A 14,057-nucleotide genomic window follows, 5' to 3' on the forward strand; every position below is an offset into this window, starting at 1 on the left:
CGATCTAGAACAGCGACAACTGATCCCCCGTCCGCGGCGGGGGGCCAAAGCGCGTGCAGTCCAGTGCCGGCATGCCTTCGTGATAGCCCAGCCGGCGCCGCGCCAGCCGGAACCGCTGACGCGCCAACTGTGCCTCGGTCCCTTCACCCTTGAAACGATGGCCAAAGCGGGAATCATTGTCGCGCCCGCCGCGCATGGCCTGAACCCGGTTCATCACATGCGCGGCCATATCCGGCTTGTGTCGCTGCAACCAGTCACGAAACAGCGGCGCGACCTCATGGGGCAAACGCAGGGCAATCATGCTGGCAGTGCTTGCCCCGGCTTCGCGCGCAGCGGTCAGGATCGACTCGATCTCGGGCTCGGTCAGCACCGGGATCACCGGGGCGACCATCACCCGCACGGGCACACCGGCACGCGACAATTCGCGGATCATCCGCAGCCTGACCTCGGGCGTGGGCGCGCGCGGCTCCAGCGCACGGGCCAGCGCCGCATCCAGCGTGGTGATGCTGATGCCGATCAGCGCCTGATTGCGCGCCGCCAGTTCCGCCCAGAGATCCAGATCCCGCAGCACCGTCCTGCCGCGCGTCACCAATGTCACCGGATGGTTCCAGTCGCGCAGGACGCGCAGGATATCGGGCATGATCGCCAGACGCGCCTCGACCGGCTGATATGGGTCGGTATTGGTGCCCAGGGCAATCGGCGCAACCTTGTAGGACGGGCGCGCCAGCTCCCGCTGCAGCAATTCAGCGGCATCGGGCTTGGCGGTGATCCGGGTTTCGAAATCCAGCCCCGGAGACAGGCCCAGATAGGCGTGGCTGGGCCGGGCATAGCAATAGATGCAGCCATGTTCGCAGCCGCGATAGGGATTGATCGAACGGTCAAAGGAGATATCGGGCGAGCTATTGCGCGTGATGATGCTGCGCGGACGCTCGGTCACGACCTCGGTGCGCAGCAGTTGCGTTTCCTCGACCAGATCCCAGCCGTCGGATTCATGCTCGCGGACCAGATTTTCGAACCGTCCCGCAGGGCGGCTGGCGCTGCCGCGCGCCCTTCGTCTTTCTGTCGGATCACCTGGTGGAAGCATGGCGAGATACTAGAACATAAACGGAACACATGCCAGAGATTCCTGCGAAAGGTCGCGTCAGGGCGATGGGAGGTCGTTTTGCATCACCCGTTTTCCCTGCACTGGGGGCAACGCTGGAATCACGCCAGCAGGAGTCCCGAGATGACCGAAGAGAACGACGAAATCATCCTGTCCGAATTGAATGACGAAGATCTTGTCCTGCAGATGATGGATGATCTTTATGACGGCATGCGCGAAGAGATCGAGGAAGCCGTGCAGATTCTGCTGGATCGCGGCTGGGCACCCTATGATGTGCTGACCAAGGCCTTGGTCGCAGGCATGACCATTGTCGGCCATGACTTCCGTGATGGCATCCTCTTCGTGCCCGAGGTCCTTCTGGCCGCCAATGCGATGAAGGGCGGCATGGCGATCCTGAAGCCGTTGCTGGCGGAAACCGGCGCGCCCCGGATGGGCAAGATGGTGATCGGAACGGTCAAGGGCGACATCCATGACATCGGCAAGAATCTTGTCTCGATGATGATGGAAGGTGCCGGCTTCGAGGTCGTCGATCTGGGCATCAACAATCCGGTCGAAAACTATATCGAAGCCGCGCAGCGCGAAGAGGCGGATATCATCGGCATGTCCGCCCTGCTGACCACCACCATGCCCTACATGAAGATCGTGATCGACACGATGAAGGAACAGGGAATCCGCGACGACTTCATCATTCTGGTCGGCGGTGCGCCCCTGAACGAGGAATTCGGTCAGGCGATTGGCGCAGATGCCTATTGCCGCGACGCCGCGGTCGCCGTGGAAACCGCCAAGGACTTCATGTTGCGTCGGCACAACCAGATTTCGGCACATTGACCCGGCAGGGCGGGGTAGAATTCCGGGATTGCAGATTCAGGGCGTTGAAATCGGGCGGCCGCAGGCACAATTGTCAGGTGGCAAGCACAGCAGAACGCAGGATATGCCATGACCGAAGAATATACGCCGCCCAAAGTCTGGACCTGGAACAAGGAAAACGGTGGCACCTTTGCCAGCATCAACAGGCCGGTCTCTGGCGCGACCCATGACAAGGAACTGCCGGTCGGCAAACATCCCCTGCAGCTCTACTCGCTGGCGACGCCCAACGGTCAGAAGGTCACAATCATGCTGGAGGAACTGCTGGCGCAGGGACATTCCGGCGCGGAATATGATGCCTGGCTGATCAGGATCGGCGATGGCGACCAGTTCTCCAGCGGCTTTGTCAGCGCCAACCCGAACTCGAAAATTCCGGCACTGATGGACCATTCGGCGTCACCGGCACGACGGGTCTTTGAATCCGGTTCGATCCTGCTCTATCTGGCCGAAAAATTCGGTGCCTTCCTGCCCAGAGATCCCGCCGCGCGGACCGAGGCCATGAACTGGCTGTTCTGGCAGATGGGCGCGGCACCCTATCTGGGCGGTGGCTTTGGCCATTTCTACGCCTATGCACCGGTCAAGATCGAATATGCCATCGACCGCTTCACGATGGAGGTCAAACGCCAGCTGGACGTTCTGGACAAGCATCTGGCTGACAACCGCTTCATGGCGGGCGATGAATATTCCATCGCGGATATGGCGATCTGGCCCTGGTATGGGCGTCTGGTCACGGGCGGTGCCTATGGCGATGCGGCAACCTTCATCGACGCCCAAAGCTACAAGAATGTGCTGAGATGGCAGGCAGAAATCGCAGAACGCCCTGCCGTGCAGCGCGGCGTCATGGTCAACAGGACTTCGGGCGATCCGTCCGAACAATTGTGGGAACGTCATGACGCATCGGATTTCGACACCCGCACGCAAGACAAGCTGGAACCCCAGTCCTGACATGAAAAAGCCCGGCGCAAGCCGGGCTTTCCAATTTCATCGCAATCAGTTGCGGCTCTTGTCGACCATTTTGCCCTTGCTGATCCAGGGCATCATTTCGCGCAGCTTCGCACCGACCTGCTCGATCTGGTGTTCGTCGTTGATGCGACGGGTCGCCTTGAAGGACGGCTGACCGACAGCGTTTTCCACCATGAAGTCGCGCACGAATTTACCGGTCTGAATATCGGTCAGAACCGCTTTCATGCGTTTCTTGGTTTCTTCATAGGGCAGAATCCGCGGACCGCTGACATATTCGCCATATTCCGCAGTGTTGCTGATCGAATAGTTCATGTTGGCGATGCCGCCTTCATAGATCAGGTCGACGATCAGCTTCACTTCGTGCAGGCACTCGAAATAGGCCATTTCAGGCTCGTATCCGGCTTCGACCAGCGTTTCAAAGCCCATGCGGATCAGTTCAACCAGACCGCCGCAGAGAACGGCTTGTTCACCGAACAGGTCGGTTTCGCATTCTTCGCGGAAATTGGTTTCGATGATGCCCGAACGACCGCCACCGATGGCCGAGCAATAGGACAGACCCAGATCCATCGCCTTGCCGGTCGCATCCTGATGCACGGCCACCAGACAGGGCACGCCGCCGCCCTTGACATATTCGCCACGCACGGTGTGGCCGGGGCCCTTGGGGGCCATCATGATGACATCGACGCCGGGCTTGGGCTCGATCAGGCCGAAATGCACGTTCAGGCCATGGGCGAATGCGATCGCCGCGCCTTCGCGCAGATTGTCATGCACATATTTCTTGTAGGTGTCGGCCTGCAGTTCATCGGGCATGGTGAACATGATCAGGTCGCACCAGGCGGCGGCTTCGGCGATGCCCATGACCTTCAGGCCTTCGCCTTCAGCCTTGGCAGCCGAGGCGCTGCCTTCACGCAGGGCAACGACGACGTTCTTGGCGCCCGAATCACGCAGGTTCAGCGCATGGGCATGGCCCTGGCTGCCATAGCCCAGAATGGCGACTTTCTTGTCCTTGATCAGGTTCACGTCGCAATCGCGGTCATAGTAAACGCGCATGTGGAATTCCTTTCGTTCCGATGCGGCTGTTCTAGCGGCTTTGCCCGCGAAAGAAATCTGCAATCGTCACGAAAATTCGACCATAGCCGAATAAATCATGCCGTGATAAATAAGATCACATGAAATTCATGCCTGATCCGACTGATCGACGCATATTGCGTCAGATGCTTGCCGATCCCTCGGCATCAAACGCTCAACTGGCCGAACGCTGCGGCGTCACCTCGGCCAGCCTGTGGCGCAGGCTGGAGCGCCTGCGCGAGGCCGGAATTCTGGGGGGTGTGCAGGCCCGGATCAACTGGCGTGCGCTGGGGTGGGAAGTTGAGGTCAGCATGCGCTTCACTCTGGACAAGACCGATCCCCGCGCCTTTGACGATTTCATTGCCGCGCTGCGCGAGGTGCCCGAAATCACCGAAATCCAAAGCTTTCTGGGCAGCGTCGACTGGCGGGCCACGGTCATCGCGCGGGACATGGCGCATTGGCAGCAGATCTATCGCGACAGGATCCTGACCCTGCCACATCTGGCAGAACTGGATGCACTGATGCTGATCTCGACCATCAAGGATAGCGGAGAATTGGCGCTATGACCGAGCTGGACAGCACCGATCTGGCGATCCTGCGCCTGCTGGCCGATGACGCGACCCGCAGTGCGGCCGATATCGGCCGGGCCGTCGGCATCGGCCAGCCAGCCGCATGGCGGCGCATCCGGCGGCTGACGGATCAGGGTGTCATCTCGGGTCGACGGGTGGTTCTGGATGCCGCGGCACTGGGATTCGGGGTAACGGTCTTTCTGGGGATCAAACTGGCCGCCAAGGGCCGCATCAGCCTGGATGACTTTGAACGTGCCGTCACCGCAATTCCCGAGGTGCAGGTGGTTCAGCATGTTCTGGGCCAGTTCGACTATCGGCTGCGGATCACCGCCCGCGACATCAGCGATTTCGAGCGCATCCTGCGTCGGCGCATCATGACCCTGCCCGGCGTCGGTCAGGTCGAGGCCAATGTCATGCTGTCCGAGGAACGCAGGCCAGGACCTCTGTCGGCCATGGACTGAATGGAAATGGCCGCGCAAAAGGCGCGGCCATTGCAATATTCGACAGAAACCTGACGGCTTATTCCGGAATTATCCGCACCGCACCCTTGGCGGCGCTGGTGGTCATGGCCGCATAGGCGCGCAGAGCGGTCGAGACCTTGCGCTGGCGCGGCTTGGCAGGCTTCCAGCCTTCGGCATCGCGGGCCTTGCGACGCTCGGCCAGGGTGGCCTCATCCACCACCAGCTCGATTTCACGATTGGGAATGTCGATGCGGATCGTATCGCCCTGCTCGACCAGACCAATGGTGCCTCCCTCGGCTGCCTCGGGGGATACATGACCGATGGACAGCCCCGAGGACCCACCCGAGAAGCGGCCATCGGTGACCAAGGCACAGGCTTTGCCCAGCCCCTTGGATTTCAGATAGCTGGTCGGATACAGCATTTCCTGCATGCCGGGTCCGCCGCGCGGCCCTTCATAGCGGATCAGCACGACCTCGCCTTCCTTGACCTTGCCGGTCAGGATGCCGCTGACCGCATCGTCCTGGCTTTCGAAGATATGGGCCGGGCCGGTGAAGGTCAGGATCGATTCATCAACCCCGGCGGTTTTCACGATGCAGCCGTCTTCGGCAAGATTGCCATACAGAACCGCCAGGCCGCCATCCTTCGAGAAGGCATGTTCGGCATCCCGGATCACGCCCGTCTCTCGGTTGAGATCGACCGAATCATAGCGGCGATCCTGCGAGAAGGCCGTCTGTGTCGGCACGCCACCCGGCGCGGCACGATAGAATTCATGCACGCTGTCGGCCTGGGTGCGCATGACATCCCACCGGTCCAGAGCCTGCCCAAGCGTTCCCGCATGCACGTTGTTCACCGATGTATCCAGCAGCCCTGCGCGATCGAGTTCGCCCAGAATGGCCATGATGCCACCGGCGCGGTGAACATCTTCCATATGCACATCCGCCTTGGCCGGGGCGACCTTGCACAGAACCGGCACATTGCGCGACAGCTTGTCGATATCCGACATGGTGAATTCCACCTGGCCCTCATGGGCGGCGGCCAGCAGATGCAGGACCGTATTCGTGGAGCCGCCCATGGCGATATCCAGCGTCATGGCATTCTTGAAGGCGTTCAGGCTGGCAACATTGCGTGGCAGGACCGAGGCATCATCGCCTTCATAGTAGCGGCGCGCCAGATCGACGATCAGATGCCCTGCTTCGACGAACAGACGCTTGCGGTCGGCATGGGTGGCCAGCGCCGAACCATTGCCCGGCAGCGACAGACCCAGCGCCTCGGTCAGGCAGTTCATCGAATTGGCAGTGAACATGCCCGAGCAGGAGCCGCAAGTCGGGCAGGCCGAGCGTTCGATCGCCGCGACATCCGCATCCGACACATTGTCATCGGCTGCCGCGACCATGGCATCGACCAGATCGAGCGCCTTGACCTTGCCATCTTCCAGAATGACCTTGCCGGCCTCCATCGGACCACCCGAGACAAAGACCGTGGGAATGTTCAGCCGCAGCGAGGCCATCAACATGCCCGGTGTGATCTTGTCGCAATTGCTGATGCAGACCATGGCGTCGGCGCAATGCGCATTGACCATATATTCGACCGAATCCGCGATGACCTCTCGCGAGGGCAGCGAATACAGCATGCCATCATGCCCCATTGCAATGCCGTCATCCACCGCGATGGTGTTGAATTCCTTGGCAATACCGCCCGCAGCCTCGACCTCGCGCGCGACCAGCTGGCCCAGATCCTTCAGGTGGACATGGCCGGGCACGAATTGCGTGAAGCTGTTCACGATGGCGATGATCGGTTTGCCGAAATCGCTGTCCTTCACGCCGGTCGCGCGCCATAGACCGCGTGCGCCCGCCATATTGCGGCCGTGTGTGGTGGTGCGGGAACGATAGGCGGGCATGGCTAATCTCCTTTGGCTCGGCGCATGTCTTTATCACTGCTTGAAGCGGAAGGAAATTGCCGAAAGCATCTGTCAGGCGGTGCAATCTGTCCCGAATGCATCGCCAGAACCTCAGCCGGCAATTTTCATGACCAGGATTCCTGACACGATCAGCCCGGCCGCAGCCATCCTTGCCGGTGTCAGCGCATCACCGAACATGACGACACCAAGGATGAAGCTACCGATCGCGCCGATCCCGGTCCAGACCATATAGGCCGTGCCAAGGGGCAGTTGGCGCATGGCCGCAGCCAGCAACCAGAAAGAGCCGATCATGCCGATGACCATGACAGCGGTCGGCCAGGGCCGGCTGAATCCTGCAGATTGTTTCATTGCGGTCGCCCAGACGACTTCGAGCAGTCCGGCGACAAAGAGCATGAGCCAGGGCATGGTAACCTTTGGTCTCGGGGCCGGGCCGTCCCGGCGATTCTTCCCATTCTGGGGAGGTCGTCCTCTTGTAGCGTGAGATAGAGATCACCCTTGACCGGGTCAAGAAGCCGACAGCGGCGGATGTGATGGGTTCATGGGTATTTGGACGAAGAAGAAGGACGCGTTCAGCGCAACCCCAGGCCCGCGCGCATCATGAGCCGGCGCAGGGGCGCAATGCCGTAAAGCCCGCCAAGGGTCGCTGCGCGAATATCGCGCAGCGGGCGGATGCCGGCCTGACTGGCACGGTTCAGGGCGTCGATCCCGATAAGGCGGGCATAGGCTTCGGGCCGGCGGGCACGTTCATAGCTGCGCAGGCTCTCGGCGCTGCCCGGATCGGAGCGGGACAGATCAACCAGAGTCGAGAGATCGGCCAGGCTCATGTTCAGGCCCTGCGCGCCAATGGGGGGCACGACATGGGCGGCCTCGGCGATGAGGGCTGTCCTTGTCGCAACGAAGCGATCCGCAATCTGGCTGATGATCGGCCATTGCGTCAGCGGGGTCACCCGCGTCAGCAGCCCAAGGACTCCGGCCGAGCGAATGTTGAGCTGCTGATTGAATTCATCATCAGACAGGGCCGCAAGGCGGGCGATTTCCCGCCCGTTTTCCATCCAGACCACAGCCGAACAGGGTTTCCCATCACGGTCCGGCAGCGGCACCAGCGTGAAGGGTCCGCCCGAGCGATGCACTTCGGTCGAAACATTTTCATGCGGCAGTTCATGGGTGACCGCAAATGCCAGGGCCTTCTGCCCATAGCGAAATGTCCGGACACCGATCCCCAGTGCCTGGCGCACCGGCGAGTTGCGCCCGTCTGCCCCGATCAGCAGTCGCGCGCGCAGTTTTCGCCCGTTGCTGAGCGTGACCAGGGCACCCTCGTCGCGCGCGATCACATCCTGGGTTCCGGTTCCCGGCAGAAAGCTGACCGATTGCAGCTGTTGCAGACGATCCAGGATTTCACGACGCAGCAGCCAGTTGGGCAGGTTCCAGCCAAAGGGCTTGTCGCCGATCTCGGCGGCATCGAATTCGCGCGTCAGGCGCGGTGTCGCGCTGCGCCCGCCCGCATCGACGATACGCATGATCTGAAGCGGGGTCGCATGGGGGTCAAGTCGCTGCCAGAGGCCAATCCGGTCCAGCAGATCAACGGAGGGGGTCAGGAATGCGGTCGTGCGCAAATCTGCGCCAGCCTGATCCTCGCTGGTGACAGGGGGGGCGGGATCGACACAAACGGTCGTCAGCCCCTCGGCACCGAAGGCCGCGGCCGTCATCAGCCCCGCGATACCGCCGCCTGAAACCAGGACGTCAACCTGTTCGATATCCGCCGTCATCCTGTCGCCTTCTGCCTGTCAGGCACTGTGCCGCACATCGGGATCGGATCAGTTCCCGGCCGTGAAGGTCAGCATGACCACGAAGACGGCCAGCGTCAGCACCAGGCCGACGATTCCCAGCACTGGCAGCCCGAACATCGCGACAAGCGCCGCGACGACCACGATGACAAGCAGGAGGATGGCAAAGATTCGATAGGCAAGGCGATTGTCAGCCGAAGTGGGATCATTGGTCATGGACAGAAATCCTTGGTGGGTCGGCGCGTTCCACGGCCATTTAGCCTGCTTCAGCCTTCAAGGGCAATCGCTGACAGAAAGGCGAAGAGATCATCGCTGCGGTACATCACATGCGCAAGGTCCTGCTCTGGCTGGGCATTTCCATCCCCGGTTACATCGGGTCCGCTATGGCCGCGACCTATCAGCACAGTGCGCATCCCCAGCGCATGGGGCACGATCAGATTGCGCGGGTCGTCCTCGAACATGGCGGCGCGCCCGGGATCGACGCCGGACTGGCGCAGCACGGCTGCATAGGCCCGCTCATCAGGCTTGGGATGAAAGCCGGTTTCCTCGACGCCATAGATTTCTTCGAACAGATCCAGCCCGCGCGCGGCCAGAACCTTGCGGGCATAGCGCGAATCGCCATTCGTGTGGATCAATTTGCGTCCGGGCAATGCCGAAATGACCGCCGCCAGTTCCGGGGCCGGCACCAGCGGGGTGAAATCGATGTCATGCACCTCGTCCAGATAGGCCACGGGATCAATGGCATGTTCCGCCATCAGCCCGGCCAGCGTCGTGCCGTGCTGGCGCCAGTAATCCCTTCTCAGCCGGTCCGCGTCCTGGGGCTCGACCCGCAGCAGACGCATCACATAGCGGGTCATGCGGGCCTCGATCTGGGGAAACAGCGCCATTTCGGGCGGATAGAGCGTATTGTCCAGATCGAAGATCCAGGCATCGATATTTGAAAAATCCATGTCTTTACCGATAGCCTGCGTGTCTCTGGCTTGCAATTGGCGCGCGACCGGCCAATCGTGTCGCCATGAAAGATGATGCCTATTCCCTGATCCTTGCCGCGATCGAAGCCGGCACCTATCGGCCCGGAGACCGGCTGGTTGAATCCGAACTGGCCGAACGTTTTGGCGTGTCCCGCACCCCGGTGCGCGAGGCGTTGCAGCGTCTTGAAACCCAGGCCATGCTGGTGCGCGATGGACGCAGCCTGATCGTGGGGTCGCTGGATCACAACCAGCTGGCCGAACTTTACGTGGTGCGCGCCGAACTGGAGGCGCTGGCAGCGCGGCTGGCGGCACGCCACGCCACGCCCGAAGAGGTGCGCGTACTGGCGCAGATGGTGGCCGAGGATCAGAAAGCCATCGGCGATCCCGAATTTCTGGCCCGTGCCAACCGGCGGTTCCATCACCAGCTGCATCTGGCCTCGCACAACCGCTATCTGGTGCAGCAGCTCGATCTGGTTCACCGGACCATGGCGCTGATGGCAAAGACCTCGCTGGCTGCCGAAGGGCGCAGCGAAATGGCGCTGTCCGAACACAAGAATATCGTCGATGCCATTGCCGCAGGGGATGGCGATGCCGCCGATGCCGCCCTGCGCCAGCATATCTCGATGGCATGGGAAACGCGGCTCAAGCTCGAGGCCAATAACGATCATGGCTGAACGTGCCCCCACCACCCTTGCCGAAGCCGATCCCAAGAACCTGATCCGCGAGAGCTTTGCCATCGAGGGGATCGGCATCGGGGAATGTCGGTCGATCTTCCTGGACTGGGCGCTGTCCCTGCCGGACGGTCAGGACCAGATCCTGTCGATCCGCTTTCTTCTGAATCACTACGCGCCCAAGGCATCTTCGCAGGATCAGAGCCATCCGATGGTCACGGTGCTGATCGAGGGCGCGCAGGCCCACAGCTCTACCGCGCGACGGCGCGGCGGGCGCGCCGCACGCATGACGGACCCCGGCTGAGCCCGATGCGGCTGATCGAAACACCCGAGGATCTGGCCGAAGGCGCTGCCTATCTGAGCGCGATCTGCCCGGTCTGGGCGCAGGTCCTGCCCCAGCTTGGCCCCCTGCCCCTGCGCAGGCGCAGCGACGGTTTCGAAGCCATCGCCAGCGCCATTGTCGGCCAGCAGATTTCCATTGCCGCCGCTGCCGCCATCTGGAGCCGGATGGAAGCCGCCGGTCTGACCGATCCGCAGACCATGGCCAGCGCAAGCGAGGACGATCTGCGTGCCGCCGGCCTGTCGCGCCCCAAGGCTCGCTACCTGCAGGCCATCGCCAAGGCGCAACCCGATTGGCAGGCGCTGCGCGAGATGCCCGATGACGAGGCCCAGAAGCAATTGGTCGCCCTGCCGGGAATCGGGGTCTGGACCGCCGAGATCTATCTTAAATTCGCGATGGGGCGGGCCGATGTGCTGGCCGCCGGCGACCTGGCCCTGCAAGAGGGCGCGCGCATGATGTACGGGCTTGAGGCGCGCCCGACGGCGGCGCAATTGCGTGACATGGCCAAGGCCTGGAGCCCATGGCGCGCGGTTGCGGCGCGGGGACTCTGGGCCTATTACCGGCAGGCAAAAGGACGTGAGGGAATTCGATGACAACGCTGAAATCCGCCCGCAAGGGTCCAGAAAAGGCCGATGCGGTCGTGGTCTTTCTTCACGGCTATGGTGCGGATGGTGCCGATCTTCTGGGGCTGGCCGATCCCTTGGCCCCGCATCTGCCGGGCACGGCATTCCATGCCCCCGATGCCCCGGAAAAGAGCGTGAACAATCCCTTTGGATATCAATGGTTCCCGATCCCCTGGCTCGACGGCTCTGACGAGGCCGAGGCCAGCGCCGCCATGGGCCGCTCGATCGAGGCATTGAACGTCTATCTGGACAAGATACTGGCTGATGAGGGCCTGACACCCGACCGCATGGTCGTCATCGGTTTCTCGCAGGGCACGATGATGGCGCTGCATGTGCTGCCCCGTCGCGACAAGGCGGTGGCCGGGATCATCGGATTTTCCGGGCGCCTGCTGAACCCCGAGACCCTGCAGGCCGAAGCGCGGGTGAAACCGCCGGTCCTGCTGTTGCATGGCGATCAGGATCCCGTCGTTCCCTTCGAGGACATGGGGCTTGCGGGCACGGCATTGGAACAGGCGGGCTTCACCGTCTATGGCCATGTCATGAAGGGCACCGCCCATGGCATCTCTCCGGACGGCCTGTCCGTTGCACTGGGTTTCCTGAAGGACCGGCTGGGGAAATAGGCGCCAGGGGCATTCAGCTCCACAGATGCGGCTCGGCCAGTTCGATGGAATTCCCCGCCGGATCGCGGAAATACAGCGATCTGGCACCATTGGGCCATTGGAAATCCGCCTCGATCGCGATTCCATGGGCGATCAGATGTTGTCGCCAGCGATCCATCTGATCGGCCGCGACCGCCATGCAGAAATGCCCCGGCCCGCGTGCGCCATGGGGCGGCACCGGCAGGCGGGCGGTGGATGAGGGCGGCTTTTCCGTCGCATCGGGGCAAAAGACCAGCAGGACCTGCGGGCGCGGCCTGTCCTGCACACGAAAGAAGACATGCCGTCCCGGGACGCTTTGAAATGCCTCCAGCCCCATGACGCCCTGCCAGAAGTCACGCGCAGCCGTCAGATCCGCAGCATATAGCGCGGATTCCATCACTCCCAGAACTGGCGGCGACGTCTTGGTCATGGCCGTCATGATGCCATCGGGGCCCGATCAGGGCAATCTGTCACGAGCTTGTCATCCCGGAGGGGTATTTCATCCCCATATCGAATACATGCGGGGACTTGTCAGACGCACGACGCGATATATAGTCGAAATCATGGATCTGACGGGCCTTCAGGCATTTCGCACGGGGGCAAGCGGGAAAGCAGCATGCTGGACAAGCATCATCAGACGGAATTCAGAACGCAGTTCGTACGCGAGCCTGCAGGCCTGAGACATCACCCGGCACTTGTTCTGAATGCCGATTATCGACCTCTCAGTTACTACCCTCTGTCGCTTTGGCCCTGGCAAGAGGCGATCAAGGCGGTGTTTCTGGATCGGGTCTCGATCATCGCCGAATATGACGAGGTCGTGCGAAGTCAAAGGCAGGCCTACCGGATCCCCTCGGTTGTCGTCCTGAAAGATTATGTGAAACCTCAAAAGCGCGTGGCCTTCACGCGCTTTAATCTTTTCTTGAGGGATGAATTCAGCTGCCAGTATTGCGGCGCCAAGGGCGATCTGACTTTTGACCATGTGGTCCCCCGCTCTCGTGGCGGCGTCACCAGCTGGGAAAATGTCGTGGCGGCCTGCAGCCCCTGCAATCTGAAAAAGGCCAATCGCAGCCTGCGCCATTGCGGGCTGACCCTGCGCCGCAAGCCCCGACGCCCAAGCCCCGAAGAGATGCACGCCATCGGCCGGCGCTTTCCGCCCAACCACCTGCATGAAAGCTGGATGGATTTCCTTTACTGGGACGCCGAACTGGACAGCTGAGCCAGAATATCCGGCAGATCGCCATATCCGGTCAGGCGCCTTTCATAGGCCAGACCCAGTCGCGCGGCGGCGACCCTTGCGCGTTCATCCAGTTCGGGATCATCGGTCTGCGCCAGGTAGATCAGCCGCTCATAGTGCTCGAAATACATGTCCCGCAATTGCGGATGCCGATCCAGCCCCATGGCGCGCCAGACAAAGGCGTCGAACTGCCGCACCAGGAAATCGGTCAGATAAAAGGATGTGAATTCCTGTTCGGCGCGGGCGGCATGGGCCGCGATACCGTCGAAAAATGCATAGCAATGCGGGCCGGGGATCATCTCGACGCCCAGTTCCGCGCAACGCGCCTGCAACAAGCCGCCAGTGCCGCAATCGGCGTAGACGACAATGATCCTGTCATATTTCTGCTGGAAACGCCGCACCGCAGCCTCGACCGCATCGGGGATTTTCTCGGGGCGCAGGTGCAGATCGGCGGGCAGACAATGAAGATCCAGATGCCGCCAGCCGTTCATGTCGCGAATGGCCATCAACTCGCGCGCCAAGGCACCGCAGGCCAGCATCAGGCCGGAAGGCGGCGCAGGGCTAGCCTTCGTGGTCATGCCTGTTGCGATGTCCCAGATGGATCACGGCCGCCGCGGTCAGAACCACCAATGCCAACGCCACCTCGGGCACGCCTGCCGTGAAGGAAACCCAAAGGGTCAGAACGGCTGCAACGATGACAGCAAGAACCAGCAATAGAAAATGCGTTAGCGGCATGACGACAAGGCCTCCTTATGACCAATATGGGTGCCCATTGGCCGGTTGGAAAGACCATCTTGTGAATGCTGGCAAAATTCAGCCTGCGGCCAGCATGTGCCGTAACGTAAATTCTC

General features: G+C 61.7%; 19 protein-coding genes. 9 read left to right on the forward strand and 10 right to left on the reverse strand.

Going from position 1 to position 14,057, the window contains the following annotated elements; all coding sequences use genetic code 11:
• Positions 1-4: 4 nt before the first annotated feature.
• On the reverse strand, positions 5-1,084 hold the full coding sequence (locus JHW44_RS12125) for a PA0069 family radical SAM protein (RefSeq protein ID WP_089342649.1): 1,080 nt from the start codon (positions 1,082-1,084) through the stop codon (positions 5-7).
• Between the two features lie 141 nt (positions 1,085-1,225).
• Between JHW44_RS12125 and JHW44_RS12130 the strand changes: the two genes are divergently transcribed.
• Entirely contained in the window at positions 1,226-1,930 is a 705-nt protein-coding gene (locus tag JHW44_RS12130; RefSeq protein ID WP_089342648.1) for a corrinoid protein, read from the forward strand.
• A gap of 108 nt (positions 1,931-2,038) precedes the next feature.
• Positions 2,039-2,911, forward strand: coding sequence for a glutathione-dependent disulfide-bond oxidoreductase (yghU, locus tag JHW44_RS12135; RefSeq protein WP_089342647.1), 873 nt, complete (start codon positions 2,039-2,041; stop codon positions 2,909-2,911).
• 45 nt (positions 2,912-2,956) lie between these two features.
• Here the strand turns inward: yghU and ilvC are convergent, their stop codons facing one another.
• Positions 2,957-4,036: a ketol-acid reductoisomerase gene (gene ilvC, locus JHW44_RS12140; RefSeq protein WP_338065698.1), complete on the reverse strand. Its 1,080-nt coding sequence runs from the start codon at positions 4,034-4,036 to the stop codon at positions 2,957-2,959.
• A 71-nt stretch (positions 4,037-4,107) separates the two neighbouring features.
• Here ilvC and JHW44_RS12145 point away from each other — a divergent pair, with 71 nt between their 5' ends.
• On the forward strand, positions 4,108-4,563 hold the full coding sequence (locus JHW44_RS12145) for an Lrp/AsnC family transcriptional regulator (protein WP_089342866.1): 456 nt from the start codon (positions 4,108-4,110) through the stop codon (positions 4,561-4,563).
• Positions 4,560-5,027, forward strand: a complete 468-nt coding sequence (locus JHW44_RS12150) for an Lrp/AsnC family transcriptional regulator (RefSeq protein ID WP_089342645.1) — start codon at positions 4,560-4,562, stop codon at positions 5,025-5,027. The genes JHW44_RS12145 and JHW44_RS12150 overlap by 4 nt, the downstream gene beginning before the upstream one ends.
• A 58-nt stretch (positions 5,028-5,085) precedes the next feature.
• Here the strand turns inward: JHW44_RS12150 and ilvD are convergent, their stop codons facing one another.
• The 5 genes from ilvD to JHW44_RS12175 form a co-directional block, all read right to left on the reverse strand.
• Positions 5,086-6,924, reverse strand: coding sequence for a dihydroxy-acid dehydratase (ilvD, locus tag JHW44_RS12155; protein WP_089342644.1), 1,839 nt, complete (start codon positions 6,922-6,924; stop codon positions 5,086-5,088).
• Positions 6,925-7,035: 111 nt separating this feature from the next.
• Positions 7,036-7,350, reverse strand: a complete 315-nt coding sequence (locus JHW44_RS12160; RefSeq protein ID WP_089342643.1) for a DMT family transporter — start codon at positions 7,348-7,350, stop codon at positions 7,036-7,038.
• Positions 7,351-7,514: 164 nt separating this feature from the next.
• Positions 7,515-8,711: a UbiH/UbiF family hydroxylase gene (locus JHW44_RS12165; RefSeq protein WP_089342642.1), complete on the reverse strand. Its 1,197-nt coding sequence runs from the start codon at positions 8,709-8,711 to the stop codon at positions 7,515-7,517.
• A 48-nt stretch (positions 8,712-8,759) separates the two neighbouring features.
• The gene (locus tag JHW44_RS12170; protein ID WP_089342641.1) at positions 8,760-8,945 is read right to left on the reverse strand and encodes a hypothetical protein; all 186 of its coding nucleotides are present in this window, start codon (positions 8,943-8,945) and stop codon (positions 8,760-8,762) included.
• 50 nt (positions 8,946-8,995) lie between these two features.
• Positions 8,996-9,679, reverse strand: coding sequence for a pyrimidine 5'-nucleotidase (locus tag JHW44_RS12175; protein WP_089342640.1), 684 nt, complete (start codon positions 9,677-9,679; stop codon positions 8,996-8,998).
• A gap of 65 nt (positions 9,680-9,744) precedes the next feature.
• On the opposite strand from JHW44_RS12175, the gene JHW44_RS12180 reads away from it, so the two are divergent.
• The 4 genes from JHW44_RS12180 to JHW44_RS12195 are packed head-to-tail and all read left to right on the forward strand — an operon-like array spanning position 9,745 to position 11,954.
• Positions 9,745-10,374, forward strand: coding sequence for a GntR family transcriptional regulator (locus tag JHW44_RS12180; RefSeq protein ID WP_089342639.1), 630 nt, complete (start codon positions 9,745-9,747; stop codon positions 10,372-10,374).
• A complete protein-coding gene (locus JHW44_RS12185; protein WP_089342638.1) occupies positions 10,367-10,675 on the forward strand; it encodes a hypothetical protein in 309 nt (102 codons plus the stop codon). The genes JHW44_RS12180 and JHW44_RS12185 overlap by 8 nt, the downstream gene beginning before the upstream one ends.
• 5 nt (positions 10,676-10,680) lie before the next feature.
• Positions 10,681-11,304 carry a DNA-3-methyladenine glycosylase family protein gene (locus tag JHW44_RS12190; protein ID WP_089342637.1) on the forward strand — a complete coding sequence of 208 codons (624 nt, stop codon included), beginning with the start codon at positions 10,681-10,683 and terminating at the stop codon, positions 11,302-11,304.
• Entirely contained in the window at positions 11,301-11,954 is a 654-nt protein-coding gene (locus JHW44_RS12195; RefSeq protein ID WP_089342636.1) for an alpha/beta hydrolase, read from the forward strand. Before JHW44_RS12190 ends, JHW44_RS12195 begins: the two co-directional genes overlap by 4 nt.
• 13 nt (positions 11,955-11,967) lie before the next feature.
• Here JHW44_RS12195 and JHW44_RS12200 read toward each other — a convergent pair whose 3' ends face one another.
• Entirely contained in the window at positions 11,968-12,402 is a 435-nt protein-coding gene (locus tag JHW44_RS12200) for a VOC family protein (RefSeq protein ID WP_089342635.1), read from the reverse strand.
• A gap of 186 nt (positions 12,403-12,588) precedes the next feature.
• Between JHW44_RS12200 and JHW44_RS12205 the strand changes: the two genes are divergently transcribed.
• The gene (locus tag JHW44_RS12205; RefSeq protein ID WP_089342634.1) at positions 12,589-13,188 is read left to right on the forward strand and encodes an HNH endonuclease; all 600 of its coding nucleotides are present in this window, start codon (positions 12,589-12,591) and stop codon (positions 13,186-13,188) included.
• Here the strand turns inward: JHW44_RS12205 and JHW44_RS12210 are convergent.
• Together JHW44_RS12210 and JHW44_RS12215 are read right to left on the reverse strand one after the other, a co-directional pair.
• Positions 13,161-13,784 (reverse strand): DUF1638 domain-containing protein, encoded by a 624-nt coding sequence (locus JHW44_RS12210; RefSeq protein WP_089342633.1) that lies wholly within the window; start codon positions 13,782-13,784, stop codon positions 13,161-13,163. The genes JHW44_RS12205 and JHW44_RS12210 overlap by 28 nt on opposite strands.
• The gene (locus tag JHW44_RS12215) at positions 13,768-13,941 is read right to left on the reverse strand and encodes a hypothetical protein (protein WP_179217602.1); all 174 of its coding nucleotides are present in this window, start codon (positions 13,939-13,941) and stop codon (positions 13,768-13,770) included. The genes JHW44_RS12210 and JHW44_RS12215 overlap by 17 nt, the downstream gene beginning before the upstream one ends.
• Positions 13,942-14,057 lie beyond the last annotated feature (116 nt).

Origin of the sequence: Paracoccus seriniphilus, assembly GCF_028553745.1 — a bacterium.
In the GTDB taxonomy this organism is placed as follows: Bacteria; Pseudomonadota; Alphaproteobacteria; order Rhodobacterales; family Rhodobacteraceae; genus Paracoccus; species Paracoccus seriniphilus.